Annotated in this window: 23 protein-coding genes and 1 pseudogene; 7 read left to right on the top strand and 17 right to left on the bottom strand. The window is 54.9% G+C overall.

Annotated features, from left to right (window positions below):
- Positions 1–63: 63 nt before the first annotated feature.
- The 7 genes from GIW28_RS09555 to GIW28_RS09585 form a co-directional block, all read right to left on the bottom strand.
- Entirely contained in the window at positions 64–591 is a 528-nt protein-coding gene (locus GIW28_RS09555; protein WP_236446544.1) for a fimbrial protein, read from the bottom strand.
- Complete coding sequence (locus tag GIW28_RS09560) at positions 588–1,073, bottom strand: fimbrial protein (protein WP_236446546.1); 486 nt, start codon at positions 1,071–1,073, stop codon at positions 588–590. The genes GIW28_RS09555 and GIW28_RS09560 overlap by 4 nt, the downstream gene beginning before the upstream one ends.
- A 14-nt stretch (positions 1,074–1,087) precedes the next feature.
- Positions 1,088–1,570, bottom strand: a complete 483-nt coding sequence (locus GIW28_RS09565) for a fimbrial protein (RefSeq protein WP_236446549.1) — start codon at positions 1,568–1,570, stop codon at positions 1,088–1,090.
- A gap of 92 nt (positions 1,571–1,662) precedes the next feature.
- Positions 1,663–2,415: a fimbria/pilus periplasmic chaperone gene (locus tag GIW28_RS09570; protein WP_329606429.1), complete on the bottom strand. Its 753-nt coding sequence runs from the start codon at positions 2,413–2,415 to the stop codon at positions 1,663–1,665.
- 106 nt (positions 2,416–2,521) lie between these two features.
- The gene (locus tag GIW28_RS09575; RefSeq protein WP_236446551.1) at positions 2,522–5,068 is read right to left on the bottom strand and encodes an outer membrane usher protein; all 2,547 of its coding nucleotides are present in this window, start codon (positions 5,066–5,068) and stop codon (positions 2,522–2,524) included.
- A 247-nt stretch (positions 5,069–5,315) separates the two neighbouring features.
- Positions 5,316–5,843, bottom strand: coding sequence for a fimbrial protein (locus GIW28_RS09580; protein ID WP_236446553.1), 528 nt, complete (start codon positions 5,841–5,843; stop codon positions 5,316–5,318).
- Positions 5,844–6,089: 246 nt separating this feature from the next.
- Complete coding sequence (locus GIW28_RS09585) at positions 6,090–6,536, bottom strand: hypothetical protein (RefSeq protein ID WP_236446555.1); 447 nt, start codon at positions 6,534–6,536, stop codon at positions 6,090–6,092.
- Positions 6,537–6,839: 303 nt separating this feature from the next.
- Between GIW28_RS09585 and GIW28_RS09590 the strand changes: the two genes are divergently transcribed.
- The 7 genes from GIW28_RS09590 (at position 6,840) to GIW28_RS09620 (ending at position 15,291) form a co-directional block, all read left to right on the top strand.
- Complete coding sequence (locus GIW28_RS09590; protein ID WP_236446556.1) at positions 6,840–7,466, top strand: response regulator; 627 nt, start codon at positions 6,840–6,842, stop codon at positions 7,464–7,466.
- Positions 7,467–7,548: 82 nt separating this feature from the next.
- Positions 7,549–10,680 carry an ATP-binding protein gene (locus GIW28_RS09595; protein WP_236446557.1) on the top strand — a complete coding sequence of 1,044 codons (3,132 nt, stop codon included), beginning with the start codon at positions 7,549–7,551 and terminating at the stop codon, positions 10,678–10,680.
- 131 nt (positions 10,681–10,811) lie between these two features.
- Positions 10,812–11,744 carry an EAL domain-containing protein gene (locus GIW28_RS09600; protein WP_268938835.1) on the top strand — a complete coding sequence of 311 codons (933 nt, stop codon included), beginning with the start codon at positions 10,812–10,814 and terminating at the stop codon, positions 11,742–11,744.
- Between the two features lie 89 nt (positions 11,745–11,833).
- Positions 11,834–12,121: a type II toxin-antitoxin system Phd/YefM family antitoxin gene (locus tag GIW28_RS09605; protein WP_236446559.1), complete on the top strand. Its 288-nt coding sequence runs from the start codon at positions 11,834–11,836 to the stop codon at positions 12,119–12,121.
- The gene (locus tag GIW28_RS09610) at positions 12,111–12,398 is read left to right on the top strand and encodes a type II toxin-antitoxin system RelE family toxin (protein ID WP_268938834.1); all 288 of its coding nucleotides are present in this window, start codon (positions 12,111–12,113) and stop codon (positions 12,396–12,398) included. Before GIW28_RS09605 ends, GIW28_RS09610 begins: the two co-directional genes overlap by 11 nt.
- Positions 12,399–13,025: 627 nt before the next feature.
- Complete coding sequence (locus tag GIW28_RS09615; protein ID WP_236446560.1) at positions 13,026–13,676, top strand: hypothetical protein; 651 nt, start codon at positions 13,026–13,028, stop codon at positions 13,674–13,676.
- 958 nt (positions 13,677–14,634) lie between these two features.
- Positions 14,635–15,291: a hypothetical protein gene (locus GIW28_RS09620; RefSeq protein WP_236446561.1), complete on the top strand. Its 657-nt coding sequence runs from the start codon at positions 14,635–14,637 to the stop codon at positions 15,289–15,291.
- A 21-nt stretch (positions 15,292–15,312) separates the two neighbouring features.
- Here GIW28_RS09620 and GIW28_RS09625 read toward each other — a convergent pair whose 3' ends face one another.
- From GIW28_RS09625 to GIW28_RS09670, 10 genes and pseudogenes are all read right to left on the bottom strand, one after another.
- Complete coding sequence (locus GIW28_RS09625; RefSeq protein WP_236446562.1) at positions 15,313–15,840, bottom strand: lysis system i-spanin subunit Rz; 528 nt, start codon at positions 15,838–15,840, stop codon at positions 15,313–15,315.
- Positions 15,837–16,370: a glycoside hydrolase family 19 protein gene (locus tag GIW28_RS09630; protein ID WP_236446563.1), complete on the bottom strand. Its 534-nt coding sequence runs from the start codon at positions 16,368–16,370 to the stop codon at positions 15,837–15,839. The genes GIW28_RS09625 and GIW28_RS09630 overlap by 4 nt, the downstream gene beginning before the upstream one ends.
- Before the next feature lie 51 nt (positions 16,371–16,421).
- Entirely contained in the window at positions 16,422–17,465 is a 1,044-nt protein-coding gene (locus tag GIW28_RS09635; RefSeq protein ID WP_236446565.1) for a phage late control D family protein, read from the bottom strand.
- 91 nt (positions 17,466–17,556) lie between these two features.
- Positions 17,557–17,763: a tail protein X gene (locus tag GIW28_RS09640; protein ID WP_236446567.1), complete on the bottom strand. Its 207-nt coding sequence runs from the start codon at positions 17,761–17,763 to the stop codon at positions 17,557–17,559.
- Positions 17,738–18,583, bottom strand: a complete 846-nt coding sequence (locus tag GIW28_RS09645) for a phage tail protein (RefSeq protein WP_236446569.1) — start codon at positions 18,581–18,583, stop codon at positions 17,738–17,740. The genes GIW28_RS09640 and GIW28_RS09645 overlap by 26 nt, the downstream gene beginning before the upstream one ends.
- A gap of 9 nt (positions 18,584–18,592) precedes the next feature.
- Positions 18,593–21,853, bottom strand: a complete 3,261-nt coding sequence (locus GIW28_RS09650) for a phage tail tape measure protein (RefSeq protein WP_236446570.1) — start codon at positions 21,851–21,853, stop codon at positions 18,593–18,595.
- 150 nt (positions 21,854–22,003) lie between these two features.
- Positions 22,004–22,288 carry a phage tail assembly protein gene (locus GIW28_RS09655; RefSeq protein WP_236446592.1) on the bottom strand — a complete coding sequence of 95 codons (285 nt, stop codon included), beginning with the start codon at positions 22,286–22,288 and terminating at the stop codon, positions 22,004–22,006.
- Positions 22,289–22,327: 39 nt separating this feature from the next.
- Positions 22,328–22,603 (bottom strand): annotated as a pseudogene (locus GIW28_RS09660) (phage tail assembly protein); the annotation flags it as partial.
- Between the two features lie 14 nt (positions 22,604–22,617).
- Positions 22,618–23,121: a phage major tail tube protein gene (locus GIW28_RS09665; RefSeq protein WP_236446572.1), complete on the bottom strand. Its 504-nt coding sequence runs from the start codon at positions 23,119–23,121 to the stop codon at positions 22,618–22,620.
- A 12-nt stretch (positions 23,122–23,133) separates the two neighbouring features.
- Positions 23,134–24,300 carry a phage tail sheath subtilisin-like domain-containing protein gene (locus tag GIW28_RS09670; RefSeq protein WP_065929232.1) on the bottom strand — a complete coding sequence of 389 codons (1,167 nt, stop codon included), beginning with the start codon at positions 24,298–24,300 and terminating at the stop codon, positions 23,134–23,136.
- Between the last annotated feature and the right edge of the window lie 62 nt (positions 24,301–24,362).

Raw genomic sequence — 24,362 nt, forward strand, 5'->3', positions numbered from 1 at the left:
GGAGGTGCATGTCGGCGTCGTTTGCCCAGCCAGATTTACGCCGCCAACCAGTCCCTTTCAGCCTTACTCATATTCCAGGCTAAAGGTTGCGATGGCGCTGAATGGCCCGCGCTCAATGGTCTTGTTGGCTATTGCCGCCGGTTCGCCCTGCACAAAGGCCAGCATCGTCAGGGTGTTGCTTCCGTTAACCAACCGGACGCCTTCACCTGGCTTATTCAGCGGTAGTTTCTGGCCGCCCTGGGTTTCCATGCCGATAGCAATGCCCTTAGCCTGACCGCCACCGTCGATGGCCAGCAACCCGGCCAGATGCGGGTTTTCAATACCGCTGAAGGTCACCTTGACTGTTTTACCCAGACTCACATCGCACTCCATCAGGCGAATATCAAACGGCTTACTGCGGGTACGCTGGTTGGTATACAGGTCCTTATCTATCAGTGAGCCAAAGTCCAGTGTCACGCTCTCGCCCCCTGGCGCAATCACACAAGGTTCTGCCACCAAGGCGCCATGTAGCCGAACATTCTCGGCTTGTGCCGTCTGGCTCAGCATCAATGCTAGCGGCAGCGCATGCAGGTAACTCTTACGCGGGTTCATTGGTATACCGCCCGCAGGGTCGCAGTAGCCTCAAACGGCCCTTCTATCAGCGTTGTTCCGGCACGCTTGACCGGCACGGCCGAAAGAATAGGCGGGCTTGTCAGCCTAATGGGAATGGGCTTGTTCAATTCAAAAGGAACGCCGTTTTGCTTGATCTGGATAGCCAGGTCAGTCACGTCGCTGGTCACTGCCGCAGTATTGTAATCCGCCGGGGTACCGATAATTTCCAGGGTCATGTCCCAGGTATTGGCACTTGGGTCGCAGGTGATCTGGTAATTCATCACTTGCTGATAGTTCACGCCATCTACCTTTTTCACACCCACTCGGTTACCAAAATTCACATCCACCTGACCGCCGTCGTTGATGGTGCACGGCGGTGGCTCAACCAGAGTGCCGCGCAGTTGTAGATTATCGGTCTCCCTGCCTGACGCGGTTACAATGGCACTGACCAGTGACAGCAGCATGCCTGCATAAATTTTCATCACGTTATACCTGTTCACCGGTACTCCACCTTCATTACTGCTCCCGCAGTGAAGGCCCCGCCAATAAGAGTCGCGCCAGTACGTTTGACCGGCACTGCGTAGAGCTGTGGCCAATTCGGGTAGATAAAGTCCTTGGGGGTGTTGATCGGCAGTGGATTTCCATCAGTTAATATCGCAATGCCAAAATTGTTGATATTGGTCATCAATACGTTAGGGTCAAACGCCGCGCCCGTGCCCTCTATCCGGATATTCATCGCAGTGGGGGCACCAACTGGGCACTGAACTGTGTACGGCACCTGCATTTTTTTATAACTGCCGTCCACCAGCGTGGTCTGCACGTCGTTGCCAAAATTCACTTCAATGATGCCGTTGTTGTTAACCTTGCACGGCTCTGCGGTGAGGATCACTGTTACTTTGATGTTGCTAAATGATGTCGCCATGACAGGTTGAGCGATTGCTCCCAATGCGACCAGAGCAGCGCATAGGACACGCCGCATATACCGGTGTGCTCTTTCAATCACCATGCTGTTCCCGTTACACATAGTATGTTTGGCTCCTTCACTACGTCATGACCCCACTACACCAGTGATCAATTTTGCTTGACGGGCATGGCCTTGCAGTCATTACCGTTGCAGGTGAACTGCAGTTGAGGGCGACCTCCGTAGTCGTTGATGTAGGTCAGCACGGGCGTCTGGCCCAGCACGGAAATATCCAGGCTCAGCGTTTCTTTACCCTTCGGCGCTATCATAATCGGCTCAAATCCCTCGGCACTGGCGCTGCCAGGCTTGCTGCCCGCATCAACTATTGTCACGTAATAAGGCGTCGGGTTATTCACCAGGTATTTGTTGCCCTGCTTGCTCAGCGTTAGTTGCTCCTCCCAGGGCACCATCCCCATGGTTGCGCCCAGCGTTTTTGGCCGATAAAACAGCTTGATGCGCGTCTGCAGTGCCAGTTGCAAGGTGTTGGGTTTTTCACTCTTCGGCGGAATTTCACGCAGATTGAAATAGAACAGCGTCTCCCGGTCCTGCGCTAACAAGTTGGCGGCCGGCAGGGCCTGTATCTTGATCTGACTTTTGGCCCCTGGCTCAAGACGCTGCAGGGGCGGGAGAACGGTCAAAGGGCTGGTAATCTTATTACCCTGCTCATCTTCCACCCAGCCTTGCGCCAGGTAAGGCAAATCCTTGTTTCCGTTGTTGATACTAAGGCTAATGGACTTTTCGCCCCCGTTGAATACGGCACGGGTACGGTCCAGCGCTACAGCCGCCTGCACCTGTTGCAGGCCCAGCATGCTTAACAGCAGGCCGCCAGCCACGCGACAAAATGGCTTATTCTGAATGTTCATCTTCTGTTACTCACTGTTGTATCTCTGTAAAACTTCAAAGTCGGACCGCGGAAGAGAACGCCCCACTCGCCAACGCATGTGCTACAGATGTCCTTGCTATAAGGAGTCAACCCGGCACTTTTTGTCGCGATTCCTTAGTGGGTATCCGTGCGCATGGCAACACCAGTTCTGCCATGTCGCCCTCGGATATCTGCTCTGGCATCCGCATCTCACACTGTGCCCGGCCATTCCAATGCACACTCATTTCCCCGCCAGGATTGATACCGCTGAGGTAGACGCTGCCTTCGTCGCTGACGATGCCCACATCCTGGTCCTTGTGGTTTTTTACCGTGGCACCAAAGGGAGCGTTTGAACCATCGCCAAGCTTGATCACCACCATCGCTTTCTCTCCGGCCACCACTTCAAACCGCCGATAACCAATAGCTCCTTCGGTCAAAGTGGCCTGCGTCACCGAGCGGCCTACATCAGCGTTTTCCGGCAACTTGTTAAGGTCAATGCTCAACTGGTTTCGGTGATAACTGTTCACGTCGGTGACCACTGCTTTGCCAAATCGGTTAGTGCGAATGGGTGCGCCATATCCCGAAATTGGGATGTCCCCTACGCCATCGGTATCGATCAGGACTCGTGTTCCCCCGATCATGTTCGAGCGGTGCATCGCAGCCCCTTTCGTGGTGGCGGTAGCACCGCCCTGCAGCGACATACCGACTGAGGCATAGCGCCCCTCCTGATAGCTGGTGTTGGCATTGACCCGGGCCAGGGTCCCGTCATGGGTGTAGAAGGCACTCGCGGTGGCACCATCGCGGTTTTTGCCGCCATTGAGCTGATAACTGTCGCCGTTTTCGAGACGATCGTAGTAGCCCACTTGATGACTGTTTGCATCACGATCGTAGCTGCCGCTGTAGCTGACAGAACTGCTGCCGCGACCCAGGGGCATTGAGAGCGAGAGGTACATGCCGTCGTCATTGGAGCCGTTGTACTTATTGCGATACGCCGTTAGCGAGAGGCTTACTGCCCTGAACTGACCGACGTTGAAGCTTTTGGACAAGGTAAAGGTGTATCGGTCGCTGGCCTTGGTATCCCAATAGGTCTGGTGGTCGTAGTTGAGATAAGTACTCAACCCGCTGTCGCTGAAGTTCTGCCTGAAACTGACGTTGTATAACTCTTTGCTGTTTTCGTTACGCGTGCCGAAGTTACGGGCATCCAGATAGTCGCTCATCGACATGTAATCTTTCTCGGAGAAGCGATACCCAGCAAAGGTGACCTGACTGTCGTACGCGTCGAAGTTTTTCGAATAGCGCAGTCGGTAAGAGTTGCCGCTCAGAGTGTTTTGCTCCGTTTGAGGAAGGCGGGCCCGCGACTGAGTAATGTCGAATGACAATGCCCCAAACATCATCAGGTCACGTCCCACCCCCAAAGCCAGGGCTTTGTAATCACCACCTTCAACACCGCCGCCGTAAAGCGACCAGCCGTTGCTCACCCCCCACGAAGCCTCGCCGGTGACGAACATTGGCCCTTCGGTACTATGGCTGAAGTCCGAGGGACGACCGCTGCTGACCTTGTAACGCACAGAACCCGGCCTGGTCAGGTAGGGAACGCTGGCGGTTTCGACAGTGAATGACTGCACGCTGCCATCTTGCTCTTCTACCCGCACATCCAACTGCCCGGAAACTGCATCATTAATGTCTTGAATGCGAAACGGCCCCGAAGCAACCTGGGTTTCGTATAGAACTCGACCCTGCTGACTGATTACGACTTTGGCATTGGTACGCGCCACACCTGCCACTTCCGGGGCATAACCCCGAAGGTTCGGCGGCAGCATGCTGTCATCGGTGACGAGGCTGACGCCGGTAAAGCGAAAGCTGTCAAAGATGTCGGAATACAGGAAGTTCTCACCTAGCGAAAATTGCGCCCCAAGGGTCGGAATAGCCCTATAGGCGTAGTAACGACTCCAATCCCAACTATTGCCTGCGCCCTGACCATTATTCCGATGATCCAGCCGCGCTTGCCAGTCGGCACGCAGTCGCCAGGCCCCCATATTCCCCCCCACCGTGCCGTTGCCGCTCAGGTTGTAAGAGGTTCCACCACCATGTTCCTGTCGTTGGCTTTGTCCGTTCATATAATAGTCAACGAACACTCCAGGGATGCCCTCCTCCCAACGCGACGGCGGATCCCAAGTGTCTGCTGCGTATTCCAGATAGGCCTGCGGTACGCTGACCATCACGCTGGAAGTGCCCAACTCAGCACGCGCTGTTGCACCTGGCAGACTGTCCAGTGAAAGACATTGCCCCTGGTGCCACCACTTGAGTTTTTTGCTGATGTCCGGTTTTAAACCGAACTGATCGACCAGAGTCGGACCGAGACAGGCCACGCTCTCCCTGGCATCCTGTTCTGATGGGTAGAACACCACCGACTGCTCTGGCAGTTCCTGCCTGTTAATTCGTACGAGCATTGTGTAATCGCCCGGCATGATGTATGCGCCACGGGAAAATTGGCCCAAATCCATATTTTCGCGATCTTTAACATCTATCACATCAATATTGAATTCTACTTCCTGCGCACTGGCGTGACACCCCGCGCCGCTGAGTGCACAAGCTATGGAAACGCCCAATACGCGCGGACGAAAAGGTACCAGTGCCCATTTCGGCACACTCACGATTGATGAGTCCATGTCATTTATATTCACACTACAAAGCATGCCAACTATTAGCGAGGCGCAATCCAACCCGAACACCACCCACGAAAAAGCACAGGACTTAATTGAATGCCCCTACTCATACTTCCTGTTGATGGCCGAACAAACGCCGCCTCTTCCCAGCCCCATAGTTGGTCAAGTTATTATTCATAACAAAATGCATGTGGGCGTTACCCACATGCATAGCAACTCCAGACTTACAACTAGATCAATTGTAGGTCAACATGAAGTTTGCGACACTGCTGAATTCACCCGGAACGATGGTACTTACATTACCACCACTACCTTTTAGAGCAGCCGTGAATGCGAGGGTAGTTTCAGAAGTCCCAGCACCTAGCAACTTACCGGCAGTAGGGGTGCCCAGCTTGATCGAATTTCCGTCACCATCAGCCAGCGCAATGCCAGCACCTTTAGCGGTACCGGTAATACCGAGTAAACCGCCTGCACTTTCCGCACCAGAAAATGTCGTTTTTACTGTTTTAGCTGTGGCGAGACTGCACTTTTCGAGACGAATTTCAAATGCTTTCGGCCCCGAACTACCACCGTCAGCGAGCGCCACGTTAGCAACAGAGCCCAGGTCAATTGTTTGATCACTGGATTTTTGATCTATAGCGCATGGCGCATCAATAACAGTGCCGGTAAATTTTACGACGCCATTGCCTTGATCTGCAGCCTGCACACTAGAGATAGTACCGAGCACCACTGCGGCCGCCAGAGCGATTTTATTAAACTTCATACGAGCCATCATCCTTATTACAATCAAATCAATAGTTACGACCACACATCTACTTAAAGACCTACAAATAGATACCGACCCCGTTCGAGGGGAAATCAGTGGTAAGCGATCGAGCTCCAACATATTCATATCGTTGAGCTGATTTGATTATAGGGACGAGGCACACAGAGGTAACCAAGGCACCTCTTGAAGAGAGGCAAGAAAATTCTTGTTTGGTTTAGAGAGCCTCTTCCTTCCTAGCAGCTATTAAAGCACCGAGCATTCTATATTGAGGGAATTCAACTGTATTAAATCATGCAGTTCGCTTGAACGAAGTGGTGCCTGCAGAACGCCCCGCAGCGGTACGCGATAAGTTTTCGCCCATAAGATTATTTTTTTATGCTGCCGGGAGTTCACATCAGCAACCGCAATGATTGAATTTATCGCATTGTGCTTTATAAGCATCTGAAGACGGTCAGCATCTTTGCCAAGGTCGAACCCGTCGTAGATCAGATACTCGACACGCCCCCCTGCCCCCAGCAGGTCAGCCACCTCTTGGACACAAACACACAAGCTAACCGAGTAATACCCCAGTTCATTGAGCGTTCCCGCATAGCCAAATAGCGAACCGGAATTTTTGCTCAGCACCACCATGTGGCTTCTACCCTTACGCACGCCCTGCTCCCAGCAAAAAGCCAGGAAATTAGCGCTCATTGTTTAATCTTTATACGAGATCTTTCTCATTCTTCTGTGGATTGGTCTTGATTTTTACGAAAAGCCAGACACTCTCTTGAGAGAAAAACCTTGCTGGCATGCGAGAATATTCTCGCTTGCAGCCAGCATGGATCTTGGTTCCAGCAGGTCTGCCTCCTGCAATAATAACGGGTAAGACAGAGAGAGGCCCGGGACGGCCGCCCAGAAAAACCAAAACCTCAGCCCAGCCTTGTTCAGGCTGCGGCCTTAGGGCTGTGGCTATAACTGTCTTCCAGACCCATGCCTAAATGCGAGCCAAGACTAATGAGCAAAAAAGTACTGATCGTCGATGATCATCCGTTGATCTGCTCGGCCATCCGCAGCGCTCTCGACGGAATCGGTTACGAGACTGTAGGCGAGACTGCCGATGGTGTTGATGCCTTACAAATGATCAAGTCCCTCCAGCCAGACATTGTGATTCTGGATATAGGCCTTGAAAAAATGGACGGGCTTACGGTATTGCAGCGAATCTCCCGTGAAAAGCTCGATACCCGGGTGCTCGTATTCACGTCTCAGACGAAGGACACCTATGCCACACGTTGCTTTCACGCTGGGGCGAGTGGCTTTGTGAGTAAGCTCGAACCCATTACCCAACTGATCAAGGCGATCAAAGCCATCGCTGATGGGTACGTGTTATTTCCTAAGAGCGCCATGCCGATCTTCTCTGGCGCTGTTCAAGGTGGGGCAGTAGGTGACTTGCAGAATCTTACGGATCGCGAGATACAGGTTCTAAAGTTGCTGGCTGAAGGTTACTCCAACCGTGATATCGCAACTAAACTCAGCCTCAGCAGCAAAACGGTCAGTGGCCACAAGGTCAACCTTATGACCAAGCTCAGCGTGACTTCAGTGGTCGAACTGGCCGATATTGCCAAGCAGCGCAGCCTCATTTGAGATTGACTTGAAATCAACCATCTCCCGACTCAGCGTCCTTGCCTACCTCACGGTATTTTGTTGCCTGGTGGCTGGGGCCGAGATGAGCGATCTGCAGCCCATCGCGCGACAACAACTCGATAGCGTGAAGGTCCAGCCCAACGATGTCGAGCAGGCCTGGCTTGGGCAAAAACGAACGCTGATAGTCGGCGTGACAAGCGATTCCTTACCACCGTACCGAATCTTCAGTGAGCATGGGAGCTTTGAAGGACTCACAGCGGACTACTTGGCAGCTTTGCAGCAAGAACTTGCGATCGCGATTAAGGTGCGCCCGTTTGCTACGTCCGCCGCCGCCTTTGAGGCCCTGCGCCAACGGCAGATAGATCTGGTAGCCAACGCCACCCCACAAGAGGCCGGCGATTTCGGTGTACAACTGACGCCACCTTACGGACAGTCGGAGCTTGCCCTCTTCGCTGACGCGGGAGATCTCCATGAATACAGCATCAATGATCCCCATTTGCGCATCGCCGTAGCCAGCAGGGCTGCTCTCTCGTTGTACAAGGCCAACGGCAGCCAAGGGACTTTCAGTATGTATGCGACGCCGCTTGCCGCGATGGCCTCGGTGTTAACTGGCGATAATGACGCTTACCTGGGCGACACCCTCTCCACCTACTATCTATCCAGTCAGCTATTCAGTGTCCAGTTTGAAATCAACCAAAGTACACGCCTGCCAAGGGTCAACATTGCTTTTGCGATTGCCGCAAACAACCCTTTACTGGCCGGTCTTCTCGAGCGCGGATTGGGTAGCATCACGCCCCGCCAAATGACCGACGCCCAGTATTTTTGGGGTGATTTTGAGAGCGGTGACTATGGTGATTTTCGCGTCCACCTCACCAACGCCGAACGCACCTGGATAAACAACACCGGGGTAGTCAACCTCGCGATCAGTGAGGATCTTGCTCCTTACGCTTTTTTCAACAGCAATGGTCGCTTGAATGGTATTGCCTCAGATCTGCTGGGCATTATTCGGCGCAAGACGGACATCCACCTCAACATTATCCGCGTCCGATCGCTGAGCGAAGTCAGTGCGCTGCTGGACAACGGCAAAGCAGACATTGGTATCCTCACAGCCGCCAGTAACTCTTCAGTGCCTTATCTGCTTACCCGGTCTATGGCCGTCGCCCCCTACCTTTTCGTTATGCGGCAAAACAATCAGTTGCCCCTGGAGCCACATAGCACTGCCTCCGTCGCCGTTGCAAAAGGCTATATGCAGAGGGAGATGCTTGCCCGGCAATATCCCCATGTGCGGATCGAGAACACCGAAACCATGGGCGAGGCATTTAAACTTGTCCGTGAGGGTACAGCCGACTTTGTTCTCGCGCCGGCCAACGTAGCGCGCTACTACCTCTCCTACAAATACGAATCCAGCCTGAAAATCGGTGGCATCCTCAATGTTGAGGATGCGAAGATCGTGTTCGCCGCCCCTGAAAACCAACCGGAGCTGATATCGATCTTCAACAAGGCGATGATTGAAATCCCTCCGCGCAAGAATCTACAAATCATCGGGCGCTGGCGTGCCAACTCTGCAACCGATGACAAATACTGGGAGGGTATCGCCTCCTATATCTGGCGATCCTTCGAGGTTTTGGGCGCCCTGCTTCTGGTAACCAGCCTGCTGATAGTTGTTCAACGTCGCCGCATAGCGGCTAAACGCCGGGACCTAGAACAACGGCAATTACTGCTGGACGAACTGCAGATAGCCAAGGAGTCTGCCGATAAGGCCAGCCGCAGCAAATCTGTGTTCCTGGCCACCATGAGCCACGAAATCCGCACCCCTCTCAATGCCATCATCGGCATGCTGGAATTGGTGCTTATCCGCAAGGATAACGCCGAGCTCAACACTCAGTCCCTGCACATCGCTTACGAATCATCGACCCACTTGCTGGCGCTGATCGGCGAAATTCTGGACATATCGCGCATAGAGTCAGGAAAGCTGAACCTGTCTCCTGAGCCCACCCGTATCAAGGAGCTACTGGAGACGACAACCAATGTATTTTCCGGTTTGGCTCGGCAGAAGCGATTGCAACTGCATCTTGATATAGATCCTTTGGCCGCTGAACTGGTTTGGGCTGACGCGCTGAAGGTCAAACAAATCATCTCCAACTTAATGAGCAATGCGATCAAGTTCACTGAGCAAGGTGGCATAAACATTCGTTGCGAGGTGACGCCCGCGAACGATACCTCTCTGCACGTTCTCATCTGCGTGAGCGATACCGGCGTCGGGATTCCTTCGACACAGATTGATCAGATATTTAAACCCTTCTTCATCACGACCGATGCGATCAGTGACCCCAACGCTGGCGCTGGCCTTGGCTTGGCGATTTGTAAGGAGCTAAGCAACTTTATGGGTGGGCATCTGGCGGCAGAAAGTGATCCGCAGTACGGCACCCGGATGACATTCAGCATAGTCCTTGATCGCGTCAAAGCTGAGAGTCAAATACCACCCCCTGCTTCAGGATCGACTACGGACAAGAGCAAAGATGCGGCACTGACCGTTCTGATTGTCGAAGACCATTTACCGAGTCAGTACCTTTTGTACCAGCAGCTCTCCTACCTGGGTCATCGCGTGGTCACCGCCAGCAATGGCTTGGAAGGCCTGGCTATGTGGCAAGAGAATGACATCGACATTGTGCTCACCGACGGCAACATGCCACAGATGACCGGCCTCGAAATGACCCAAAGCATCCGACAGTTAGAGCAATCTCGAGGCTGTCGCCCGTGCATCATCATTGGACTGACCGCAGACGCACAACGCGAAGCGCTTGAGCGCTGCCTGGCTTGCGGCATGGACTATGCGTTGACCAAACCGATCACCCTGCCCGACCTTAACCGGTGGATTCCCAAGCGCGAGGCGGATCACCAGCTAGTGAAAAGTACGCCGTCGTCAATGAGCACTATCCATGCCGCCATAGCCGAACAAGTGATCGAAAGTAATGATAGCGAACGCGCAATCTTAGAACTGTCCCTGAAGAAAGAAGATCTGAAGGAGATTGAACGCGTTGCGCACAAGCTCAAAGGTACCGCATACCTGTTGAACCTCTCTGGAATGCTGGAGCAATGCGTCGAAGTAGAAGAATTGTGTGCCGAAGGCGTCATGTCCGTCGATATACGTGAAACAGTTACGGCCCTGATCCAGTCACTGGAGACAATCAACGAGTCACTTCGCCCGAACTGATTGCCCGAACACCAAGCAAGAAATATCTGCACGCCAGCCCAGACAAATCTCAGCTAAAACCCAGACTGGTCTCTCATGTCACCAGGATGAGTTCGCGTAGGCTTTGAGGTATCCAAATTCAGGCCACCCCAATGCCCAAATGCTCCTCGCTCGCTCTCATATCGAGCCCCACATACCAACGACAGCAGGCTCAGCCAGGGCAGTCGAACAATTTAAGTGTATCGAAGACGCTAGCAAAACTACCCAAGGCCGATGATGTGCAACTGGGGCTACGCCGACGAGAGTTCGTTGCGTACGTGCAACCCAAATTCGATTTACGCACTGGCCAAGTCAACTCGATTGAGGTGTTAGCACGCTGGCATCACCCGCTTTACGGCGTGCTGGCCCCAGCAACCTTCATCTCGGTGATGGCGCGTGAAAAATGGCTCGACAAGCTACTTTTCGAACTTCTGGAACAGAGCCTCGCCTATCAGATCAAACTTCACGCCCAAGACAGATTCATAGGGATGGCATTCAATCTGTCCCTTAGTCAATTAATGAACGGTACTCTCATTGATCGCTTGGAGACTCGGTTGAGCCAGCACCCTCTGCCACTGTCGTCACTAACCTTCGAAATTACAGAAGACGGCCCCAGTTGTGCCTGCGTTACCAGTGTGGAACAGTTAAATCGTCTACGCCTGTTGGGCATCTGCCTATCGATTGATGACTTCGGCACGGGCTATTCGTCACTCTTACGACTATGCCAAGTACCGTTTAGTGAAATCAAACTGGCTGCAGAGTTCACCCGATTTATTGACGGGCCCGGCCACTATCAAGCAGTCATTCGCAATACAGTGGCGTTTGCCGCCGATCTAGGTATGCAACTGGTGGTAGAGGGTATTGAAACCAAAGCTCAGCACGATCACCTTTATGAGATGGGGGTACAAATGGGTCAGGGTTTTCTGTGTGCTAAGCCGATGGTCATTGATGCGTTTGAAGCATGGATACAAAACCCACAATCATGTTCTCAGTCTAGGTCAGCAGGTCGACACGCCAAACCGGTACCTATCACAGCACCAGAGTAACTTGCGGTGGACCGCCTATACGTTGCTAGAGCCGCTTGCCATCACCACCTTAGAAGACCAAAATAAAGACCTATTTAGGAGTCTTATCTATGCAATATATTCTGGCTGATGTGGCGGTGAGCGTTTCCGAACTCAAGAAGAATCCCTCCTCCGTCTTGAGCGGCGCCAACGGCCAGCCCGTAGCCGTACTGAACCACAACCGCGTCATGGGCTACATTGTTCCGGCAAATGTCTACGAAGCGATGATAGAGCGTCTGGAAGAGCTGGAACTGGTTCACCTGGTCAAGGCTCGTCTCGACGCTAACGAAACACCTGTACGGGTATCCCTCGACGATCTTATTGGCGAGGCCGAGGCAGACATCGCCAATGGCCATTGAGTACGAAGTCGAGTGGGATCCGAAAGCGCTGAAGGAACTGAAAAAACTCGACGGGACAATACGTCTCCAGTTTCTGAAAAAACTTCAAGAGCGGCAGGCCGGACCGCGAGTGCCATGTGATGCGCTTCACGGCATGAAGGATTGCTACAAGATCAAATTGCGCGGAGCCGGGTACCGGCTGGTGTATCGCGTAGAGGATGAGAGGATTGTCATTCTGGTGCTGGCCGTAGGCAAGCGAGAGCGCAGTTCGGTGTATGAGCAAGCAGGGAAGCGGTAGGCAGATACAAGAAGCCCGGCGCGGTGCCAGGCTACGCTCTGCGGATCTTGACCTTGAAAGCAACCCTCAGCTCTCGGCAGAAGCCATCAAGGCGCCGCTCGGCAGTTTTGCGTCGTGCGTTTACCACGAGTTTTTGCGCTTCTTCACCGGTCGTAGCGATCCCTGACACTGCTGCCTCATTAGCAGTGGCAAACCCTTTGAATATTTCTGTTTTGGAGTCGTAGGACTGTCGAGAGGCCTCTTCAAGCTTAGACTCCCGAATCAGTTACCTAAAAGCAGCGCGCATGAAAAAGCCCAACCTTTTCAGATTGGGCTAAGTCATTGAAAAATATGGTCGGGACGGAGTGATTCGAACACTCGACCCCTAGCACCCCATGCTGGGGTCTGTAGCGGCATAAGCTATTGTTTTATAACGAATACTGGCACCTTTAAGGATGGCAAAACATCCGTTTTTTTGTGCTTATGCAAACGGAAACACGCGGCCTCCAGAGGAGGTTTTGCGCGTTACCCTCCCTGGCGTGCTGCGCAGCTCGAAACGCCCAACGTGGACAGTTATGGGATACGATTCAGTGATAGCGTTGCCGGTGAAAAAGCACTGGAAGAGTCAGCTCAACTAAAGGACAAAAGATGCAAAGTCATAGCGAACCATCGGCAATGAAGGCATTGTTTGAGCAGATAAAAGAAACGAGCGTTGAAATCTGTAAGCATATCAATTTTATCGACATCACTGTTCCAAATAGAAGCCCTGAAGCAGACTTAGAAAACGCTGGAATAAAGTATGACTCCATAATGCGCTTCACGGACGACAGTATCAAATCACTGGAGGATGGTGGTTACACAATGGCATCTGCCGATGGATACACAGTTAATTTCTTATTAGATGACGCGCCACAGAGCGCTATATTTCTTGGCTCAACGCCATCCGGCATTAGCGAAGAAAAACACGAATCATTGTTTTGGGCTTTACAAGTATTATTCATTTATCACGAACTTATGCACGCAAAGGATCTAAAAATCGAGAAAAACTTTAATCTACCTGCTTGCAAAGTAGATTTGGTAAAGGCCGAAATATACGCAGACGTTTCAACATTACGATTTTTTGTAAAGCATCAAAAGTCCGGAGCGCATGTATTAAGAAATTTGTATGCGGCCGGCATACTCGGCAGGGCTAAGACTCCGATTTATACTCGTATATTCAACGGCATCACGAAATCGTTTCCCGAGGCACAGCTCAAAGCATGGGCTTCAAACAGCATTTTACCGCCCAAGACGCAGTGACAAAACAATAACTGTTTGAGAGCCACAAGACCACAACACAACAGCACATCAACTGGGGGTTCAACCCCCCCGGCTTCATCGTTTGATTGCCAGTCCAGTGCTCCCTCACTCAGCCATTCCAAGCTGTGCCCTCGCCACCATGTCAAGGTGACCACGAAACACATGCAAGCGATTGATATAAAAGGAAAACGCACGTCTTTTCGGGATGTTAAAAACAGTCGATTCGCTCTATAAGAATCAATAACTTAGCGTTGGATATTGCTACAGTAATACGCCCGAAACCACCTATACGCCAGTGATGCAGCAGTATGGGCTGGAACAGTGCATAGGCCACGTAGAACGTGGCTTTCAGCATTTCACTGTCTAAAACCATACCGTCATTTAGCCGCGTTTTAGGTCAGTGAATACGCGGTAGACGGGGTTAGTTTTAGACAGAAAATCAGCCCATTTTTTACACGATTTTGCCGTCAATCCTCACGATGGCGGTGCCGGTGTCAGAGATTCGGAATCCGCACCTCCACCCGCTTACCCGATTCGGTAGTCACCGTAATGACCACACTCGTGGGAGGCGGTCGCAGATCATCACCGCATATCAGTTCTACAACGTCCTCGCCTGACGCACTCTCGCCGAGCGTATCCCACAAATCGCCGTTAACGAGTGGTGCCGTTACTTTGATTGACATCCCGTACTCCCACTTGGTTAGGTTTGCAGTCTGACGCTACCAGATGCGCAGGAAATATTCCTGCGTCATACCAGGGAAAGCTAGAGGGCGCGGATTAGCTGGCGTTTTTGGTCTGGGGCTTCTAAAGGGTTTCAGGCCCCCCCCCTAAATGCCCCTCGAAAACGCTGGAATGGTACAAAAAGTGGTACGAAATCCCATCATCGATGCGCGCCCAGTAGACTGCCGGCAGTGACCTGAATAATCTTCGCCATCGATCTACACAAGAGGCTTAGAGAATGGCATTCCCGGAAAGTATTTTTGTACCCATAGGTGTTGTTTCGGCAGCACTGATCGCAGGAGGAATTGCCTACGCGGGATTCATCTCGACAAAGGAATCAAAAGTCTCGGAGTTCAGACAAAACTGGATCAACGAACTTAGAGAAGAAATATCTCTATATATCTCGTGCACGCGTGTTTTGATTGAGCACATACAACAAGACAACGTAGAAAGAGGACTACCTGAAACCAGTAGCAAGTTTAGCAGGCTCAAGCATAGCGACCTTTATACAAACTTATTAAAAGCTAAAACAAGCATCGTGCTTAGGATAAATGACAAAGAAAGAGAAAAAGAAGACTTCGAAAGAAACGAAAAATTTCTACAGCTAATTGAGCAAACTTATAAGAATTTCGAAGCCATGAATTCTCACGAGGCTGACGAAGCAATACGTCTTTTGATTTCAGCATCCAGAGAAATGCTTAAACATGAGTGGAATCGCGCTAGAGATGGTGAAAAAAAGTACCAAGAGGCTAAGGTGTTCTCTCAATGGGCAATCGGAACAGCCGGCGCAATTCTGATGGCGATTTTAATGGCAGTTGCATATGAGTCTCTCGCCTCCGCACTAGCAACCACGATCAAATCTACAGAGTCCGCTCAAATATCCCGTAACAAGTGAGATTCAGGGCTTTGCATCTGATCAGCGTCTGATCTCTCGCACGTAGTCCTGGCATGCCTGCAGCGCGATCAATCCCCGGTCACCGGTGTCGGTGATGGCGATAATTCTTTGAGCATGCGCGGGGTCAAGTTGGGCTCGACGGGCTGCATGAACCACGCCGGCGGCGCCGGGGGCGGTAGGCACGTCGCAGCCACTGGCTGAATCCTCGGCAAGGAGGACTGACAGCCGGACATCAGCAGTAGCAAGCTGGTCACGCAGGCGAGCCTGGTTGCGCTGGGCATCTGATAATTCCTTGGTGTGTTGTTGGTCCTGGGTGGCGAGCTGATGCTCGGTGGCCAAGCGCTTGTCTTGCTCGGCCTGCTGCTGACGCCAGGCCTCACTGGTGATTGCGTCGAGGTCTTTCTGATGCGTTGCACCTTGCTCGGTGAGCTGCTCGGCGAGTTGCTTGCCCAGGCGCCAACCCTGCACCTGCCAGGCAGCACCAGCAGATACAGCCATCAGTACGAGGATCAGCAGCACCATCCCGGCCAGCTTCTGCACCGGCGTCACGCCAGCACCTTCAGCGCTTTGTCGTACAGATCCTGGCGATCGACCTTACCGGTGAGCCCGCCATTGATGCGCCGCGTGATCTTCGTGAACTCACCCTGATCTGCCAGCGTGTTGAGCCCCCGCGTCGACCAGAACCAGGCAGCCGACATCGCGGCATACTGTGGCTGCTCGAGCAGTTCCGGTTGATTGATCAGGTCCAGGCCCAGAGCCTCACCGCACGCGGCGTAGTTCGCCCGCCCGGTAATCTGGATCAGGCCCCGGCCACGGAACTTGGAACCATCCCCCTTCACGGTGTTGCCCAGATCGGCACGACCTTCGTACGTGAGCTGCTGCGCCGTGGGCCCCCAGATCTCGCGCACATAGCGCAGTTGGCCGGACTCATGCCCGACCTGGGCGATGAATGCGGCGACCCGCGACGGGCCCACGATTCCGTAGCGGTTCATCGCGGTGTTCAGTGCAGTAACAAAAACGCCGGCTTGGCGGCCGGCGTTCGGCATGATGCGTTGCAGCTGTTGCTCGGTAACAGACATAAAAACTCCAGACATAAAAAAACCGCACTCAGGCGGCGATGGGATGCACTACTACTTCTCGACGCTCACTATTTTGAGCGGTTTCTTTTCCTTCTTTTTCTTGCCTTTGGATTTACCTTGCTTGCCAGCATTGCACTCCACCGTGGTCGACCAGCCAGACTGGGTGAACACCTGCTCGACCGAATCCGCTAAGTACTCTCCGTCAAGACCGACCTTGAAGCCCTGGGCGTTGATCAAGCGTTCGGCAAAAATGTCTGTTCGGCCAGGCATCTCGAAACGCACGTCGGCGGTCGAGCGATTGAACGCCGCCAACCGAGCCTTGGCGGCAGCCTCGGCAGCGGTTTTGTTCGGGTAGATATGTCGATCGGTATGCACCGCCGGCAATCCATCTGGGGCGTCGTCGTTGTCAACGGTGACCACCGACAGCTTGCCGTCCTTCTTGTTCTGATGCTTGGTCGCCACTGCCTTGTGAGAGTTGCGATCTCCAAGGCTGAATTGCCATCGACTGAGGTCGCTTTTCGTCAGGGTGATCGCGCCAAACGTCTTGCCGCTGGCCGTCTGACTACCTTGACGCGGCATCACCAACAGCTTGCCGTCGGCAACCTTTGCAGTGCCGTCGTATTGTTTGGCCAGGCGCGTGATGAAATTAAAATCGGACTCGTTGAGCTGATCTACCCGAGCGACTTTCGTCGCCACCGGACACACCGCCTGCCAACCATTGCGCGCCGCGATGTCGGCGACGACTTTCGACAGCGGCACATCCTCCCAGCTTCCGCTACGGATGGTTTTGCCACTGCCGCGCATGTCGCTGGCCTTGCCCTTGATCACAATCGTATCCGGCGGGCCGGACACTTCGACCGTGTCCACTGCGTAACGGCCAAGGCGCATCAGGGACGTCTCGGCGTAACCCAGGTAAATCTCGATTGAGCTACCGCGCCGGGGCAACTGCACCTGGCCGTCGCGGTCATCAATACGCAATTCAAACTCGTCGGAATCCATACCCGGCTTGTCAGAAGTCCGCAGCAGCAAAAGTCGGTCATTGATCTTGGCGGTAATATCGGCGCCATCGGCAACGATTCGAAAAGTGGGAGTCATGGATTTTGTCCAAAAAAATACCCGCACAAGGCGGGCCGTAAATAGTGCCGTTACGCATAACGCAGCGGGATCCTGGCGGAGTGGTTCGGGCTCAATCCCACAAACTAATACCCTCCTCGGTCGGGCTTGGCAGATCCGGCAGAACGATCACCACCCCCGTGCGGTAAGGCTGGGGCTCGTCTGCCAACCCCTGATTGGCATCAAGCACCGACTCAACGCTGCCGTTTAGATGGCCGTAAACGTTATGACAAATGACATCAAGCATGTCTCCGTCAGACGTTCTGCATGTCGTCGCCATAGCGCGCAAACTCCAGAGTGAACCCTTGTTTACGGGGAATACCGCCGTGCAGCAGAGCGCCCTGTTCCTCGTTGATCGATTTCAGGCACCAAGTCCCGATCACTTCGCCATAACCTGTGGTCAGGGTCAGCGGCTGCAACTTGCCGCCGATGGTGCGTAGCGTATCGAGCTGCTTGAGGCCGCCCTTGAAGCCTGGGTAAATCGTCCCCTTGAGAGTGAGTTTTTCCTCGCCGATGCCCACGGCCTGCTGCGCTGGGCGCCGAGACAGTCGCTCTTGAGAAGCCCAGCGGAATTCGGTCGAGCGGCTCAGCTCATCGAACGCGGCCGTGTCCAGGTTGAAGTAGTACGGCTGAACCTTGGGGTCACGGGGCTGGATGATCAGCAAGTGCGGGAACGGCTTCACCGCTTCCGGTGCCGGCGTGGCATCCACGGCAAAGGCACTGGTGGGCACGATGTTCGCCAACGACGGGCTGACCTTGCCGGCGATGTTGTTAATCGCCGTCGCCGCCCTGCCCGCCTGTTCCTTCAGGGCGCCCATCCGGTCCTGCACTTCGGTGGCCGCCCGTGTCGCGCGGCCGTACACAGCCACCACCTGGCCGACCTTGGCCTGCGCTGCATCCACACCGCGCATTACCCTTTGTAGCTTGGCACCGACAGCCGGCCCCACGAACGTGATGTTTTCCAGCTCCGACGCGGCGCCGGTTAATTCTCTGATTGCGCCGTTGACCGGCCCAAGCATGCCGTCGGCACTACGTCTGCCTGCCTCCCCCGCTTCCACCAGGTACTTGAGGCCCGACTGCATCTGTTCCATATAAGCCATAGGACCTCCTTACAGGTGCGGTTCGTCGTACAGCTTCGCGGCGTTTTGTCTCGCCGCGTCCGCCATCATTAGCCGCATATGCGGCATGAGGTCTTGCGCCAAGCGTTGCGGGTCTTTCACATCCCCTTGCACCGTGACCGGCATGCTCAGTGAGTATTCAAATTTCTGGTCCACTTTGGCAGGTACAGGCTTCTCCGGCTCTTTGGGCTGAATCGCCACAGCCGCCGGCCTGCTCGGTACCGCCACAGCCAGAGAGCGTGCAACATCACCCAGCACCGGCGCTTGCGGTGCAGGAGCCATCAGCAGAGCACCCGAACCGTTTGCGCCATTGAATGACTTGCCCATGGTCGCCAAGCTTGGAATGGCTGGCCCCGGTCGAGGCGCCATCAGCAAAGGCGTCACCGGAGGCGTCACCGGAGGCGCGGGCCTTTCATCCTCACCTCCAAACCACGACTTACCTGCAGCTCGGCCCAGCGCCGAACCACCCATGCTGCCCAGGTAAGCGCCTAAAAGCCCGCCAATGGCGGTACCAATAATCGGCACCACCGAGCCAATAGCAGCACCGGCAGCAGCCCCGGCCATGGTGCCGGCAAGATTGCCGGCGGCGGCGCCGTAACCCTCGGCCTTTTCGTCCTTGGTCTTGGCGTTCTCATAGGTGTCGAAAGCCATGGCGCCGGCCTCCATCAGCGAGCCACCAGGTATCATCTTGGCAGCTTTGCCGATCTTGCCGACCGCTTGCACTACCCCGCCCAGTTTGGACAATGCGCCGCCAGGCACTTGAACCGGAGGGATCGGCGAGTGCGGGACCAGCACCGTAGGGCGTGGTACTGAGATAGTCGGGACAGACACCGAGGGCGGCAAAACTGGTGGACTTGGAACAAGCACCGGGGGCCTCGGCAATGACGGGCGCAGCACCTGCACAGGTGCTGGAGTCCGTGGCACTGACGGTCGCGGCACCGGCACAGGTGCCGGAGGCCGTGGCACTGATGGACGTGGCACCGGCACAGGTGCTGGAGGCCTTGGCACTGACGGACGTGGCACCGGCATAGGTGCCGAAGGCCGTGGCACTGACGGACGTGGCACCGGCATAGGTGCCGGAGGCCGTAGCACTGACGGACGTGGCAACGGCATAGGTGCCGGAGGCCGTGGCACTGGCGGCCGTGGCGCCGGTACAGGTACTGGAGTCCGTGGCACAGGTGGGCGTGGCGCCGACACTGAAGGTCGTGGCGCACCGCCTGCACGAGACGTTGTAGGCCGACGACGTGGAGGATTACGCCTTGAACCGCGACCACGCCGACGTATTTCGCCTGGGCCTCCAGTAGATCCGCCCATTGCACTCGCATTTACGACGAAAACCCTTTGAACCCCGTCCTCACCAGCCGCCGAATCGTTAGTCTTAGCGGCATGGTCATCACCAGACACAGCCTCTTTAGCCAGGGAAACAACCTTAAGGCCCGTCGCGACAATGTCCAACTTCCCGGGCTTCTTATCATCCTTACCTTCGCTATCGGTTGAGTCACCCTTGAGAGCGGCAACGGCCTTGAGCCCGGTCTCAACCAAAGACAGGGCTTTACCGGCCTTCCCCTTGGGCTCGCTACCCTTGCCATCACCACTGCCACCATCCGGGGCGTTCGTCACAAAGACTTTTTGCACTTCCCCGGACTTGCCACCCAGCGAGCCCCGCGCAACGTTGAGTAAACCTTTAGCAATTTTGAAGGAACTAAGCAGCCCCTTCAGTGCGACAAGTCCGCCACCCACCGCCGCGATGCCCGTCACCACCCCGGGCGCGCTGTCAGACAGCGAGGTAATACCCTTGGTGACTTTGGTCAACGCTTCAGCCACGGTGTCCGTGACCGGACGCAGGGCATCCCCGACACTTCGCATGGCGTCATCCATCGACTGAGCCATCTCGGCCCACTTCTGCGAAGACGCCTCGCGCCGCTCGCTGAGGTTCTTGTCGAGGATGCCCGTCGCATCACGCGAATCGTTTTTGAGCTGGCTGTACAACGCCTTGTTCTGCATATAGGCAGAAAGCGCGGCCTTCACCTGCATGTCAGCGAACAGGTCGCCGGTGCGCAAGGATTCCTCCAGCGAGGCCATCATGGCCTTGGCTTTCTCCGGGTCAGACTCCTTGCTGATTTTCGCCGTGGCTTCGGCCATCGCCGCCGCGCGCTTCGGATCGGTGGCTTGAATGTACTTCTGCGCCAACGCCATGCTGGTTTCAAGCGTGGACATACCGTTCTGCAAACCGGTCTGCATCGAGCCCTTATAGTCGATACCGGCCTTTGCATACGCCTTGACGGTATCGCCTGAGCCGATTTTGCTCATCCAGTTTTTGAGGTTGTTGGCTGCCTCATCGGCGCCGCCGGCAGATTTCATCTGCACTTGCAGCATGGCACCCAATTGCGTCACCGCATCAATGCCGGTGATACCGAGGCTGCCCATGTTCGCCAATAGCTCAGGGAACCATTTGGCCATGTCGACCGCTTCGAAGCTGCCCGCCTGCCCTTGGTAGGCAATCGCTTCCAGAGCCTGCTGCATCTGCTTGGGGTCAGTGATCTTGGCGTTTTGACCCAGCGCGTTGATCATCTTCGCCGTGTCGACACCGTTAGATCCCTGCCCTACGACAAACTTGGCCGCGACTGGCGCATATTCCAGGGCCTTGCTCAACTCCATACCGGCGCTCACCAACTGGTTAACCACGTCGGCCACATCGTTGCGCGCCATGCCGGTGTCGCGCGAGGTATCGATGATCTTGCGAGACATTTCCTTTTCTTGTGGCTTGTTGGCAATGCCGGCCTTGATCGCGATGTCACGAACAATGGCCCCAAAATCCGCACTGACCTTGGTCGGTACAACCAGCATACCGACACCCACGACAGCAGCGCCGACTGTGCTTTTCATGCCGTTTTTACCAGCATCCAGTTGCTGATGGCCCCGGGCCTTAAGCTCGGCTTTGTTGGCGGTCTGCCCCATTGAACGATAGGCTTTTTCCAGCCGGCCGACCTCAATGCCCTGCTTTTTCAAACTGTCCAGATTGGAGTTCAAACGCCCCAGCAGCTTGGATGCGCCCTCAGAGCCGCTGTCATGGGCTTTCTTCCATTCATCACGCAAGCGAATAGTGTCGCCGATAGTGCGCTGTAGAACGCGCGCTTTGTTGCCTTCCGCCTCAAGACGCTTGATGCGCCCTGTCACATCTTTAAACGCTGCACCGACGGTCGAACTGACGGCGCCGCCGATCACCAGCCCGAGGGCGATTTTGTTCGCCATGTCATGGCCCTCATTTGCGTAGTTTTATCGAAGGCGGCTCATTCCGTGAGCCACCACACCATTTCTGCAAACGGCATCGACAGAATCTCGGCGGCGGAAAATCCGGTTTCCGCCGCCAGACGTTTCGCGGCCATTTTTATGACGACAGGATCAAATCCCGTCGTCTTGGTCCATGCGAAAATAGCCGGCCTGCAGGCGGTTAAAATCCACCAACTTCAGGCCCTCCAGATCTGCGATAGGCGCACCGGCAAGCGAGGCAAACAACACCAGCTCACGCTGCTCGGCATCACCGGCAGCGTCACGATTTGCCGCGCGCACATCGCCTACTGTCGGGGAGCGCAGGGGCAATTTATCGACCGCTACCCCGTTGATTTCAGTCGGACAGGAAAGCGTCACTACGGCCTGATCGGTGGTCACCAACAACCAAGACGGCATCACGTCTGTGTAGTCGGTTTCGGGAACCAGGTGCGAATACGCAGCTTGAACACGGCGATAGTCAGTCAGCTTGAGGCCTTCAAGATCCTTAACGCCCACCTCAGCCAACCCGGCGAACAACATCAGCTCACGCTGTTCCTCGTCGCCATTCGACGCTTTGTCGGCTGCCCGTACTTCGCGCACGACCGGGGCACGCAAGGTGAGTGTCTCGACCAGTACACCATTAGCATTGCTTGGCCGGGTAAGCGTCACGACAGCGGCGAGCGCGCTGAGCGACAACCAGGCCGGTACTTCCTTAGCGTTTACTTGATTCATTTGGATCTATTCCCTTAGAGGCCGAGTGCGGCGCGGATGTCAGCGAGCTGGTCTTTACCGTCGACGACTTGAACACCCGCGACCATGTCGATTTCGTAAATGACGCGCCCGTCGATTTCGAGCTTGTAGTAAGACGGCGCAATGGCGTGCTTGATCTCAGCCGGATCACCGGCTTTCCAGTCGCCCAAATCGACCTCTTTTAGCAAGCCGCGCAGGGTGGCGACCACCGCCGTCACTGCGCCTTTTTGCCCCCTGAAAGCCCCTCGGAAAGTCGCGTTAAATGCCGTGCCATCAGCCAAACCAAAGTATTTCAACGACTCACGACGTACGCCCTTGGTGACGAAGGACGCCTCCATTTTTTCCAGGCCTTGAGCCATTTCGATGGCACCGGCCATGCCACCGGCACGATATTCATCGGTCTTAACCGTCAGCTTGGGCAGCGTCAAAGTCGGCACATCGCCGGCGAAATTCACGCCGTCGACAAACAGGTTTGTGTTGAACAAAGTTTGAGGAATCATTGACTAGGCCCCTTAGGCTGCTTCGAGAACTTCGGTCATCCACTGATCGGTGACTTCGAAAAGGAAATTCGGGTTTTCTGCTGGCGGCACGTCGGTGAAGCGGATGCGCCAATAAACTTTGCCCTGGGAGATCTGGCTTGCGGTGTTCAGCTCGGTGTCCGGGTAGACTTCAAAATTGATAATTGCGCCCTGGGCTTTCAGGTCGCGCATGAAAGCGTCCAGGCCGTCAGTCACATCCTTGACGTAGGTCTTGGTGATCGAGCGGTCCACGGCCCACTTGTGGCCGGCCTGCACTGCGTCCATAAGGATGAACAACGTGCGAACGCGCGTGACGAACGCCCACTTCGGATCGCTCGAAAGTGTGCGGTTGCCCCACAAGCGATAGCCATCGTCGCGAATGATCGTCGCGATATTGGCGTTGTTCAGCAGGTTGGCACGGCACGTCTCGTCGCCGTCCAGGTACTCGACAGCCCGGGTCGTGCCGGTGATACCGGTGAACTCCTTGTTCGACGGCGAGGCCCAGAATCCATATTCGGCATCGGTCCAGGCAAACAAGCCTGCCGCCCAGGCCGAACCCGGCGCATCAACCGTCTTGCTGAGATCGGAGTCCCAGTACTGAACGCCTGGGTCAACCATGAACAGGTTGCGACTGCCGAAGTTATCGGCGTAGAGCATCGCCGCTTCATCCGTGGTGCCCGGGCCGTCGAGGATGCCGATAGCCCGCAGCTTCTGCGCCAGGCTATCGAGCGCGGTAGCCACTGCTTGCGTGGCGGTATGACCCGGCGCGATCAACAACCGCGGCTGCGCGTTGAACAGACTTTTACCATCCAGCAACGCCTGCAGGCCGGTGCGCTGACCCGACGCCAAAACGCCGCCAATAATCGCCGAGGTTTGCAGCGCCGCGTCTTCCAGCTTCGGCACGCCAATAGCGACGATCACCGCCTTGGCCTTGGTGTAGATCGCTTTACACGCCTTGGTGATTGCAGAATTTGCACCGAAAGCGGCAATGGCTTCGCGCTCAGTGGTGATCAACTTCAGCTCGCCGGCCTTGGCTGTGCCCCCATCCAGTCCACCTGGGGTAAAGGTGTCGCACAGTCCGATGATGGAAGACGACGGCAACGAAATAGTGCGCGCGCCCGTCTTGATGTCGGTCGTGGTAACGCCGTGAAAGAAACTCATAAGGCTCGATCTCCAGAAACGAAAAAGCCCCGCAAGAGCGAGGCCGTAATGGGGTGGTGCTT

The sequence above is a fragment of the Pseudomonas sp. PA-5-4B genome, from assembly GCF_021606215.1.
GTDB lineage: Bacteria > Pseudomonadota > Gammaproteobacteria > Pseudomonadales > Pseudomonadaceae > Aquipseudomonas > Aquipseudomonas edaphica.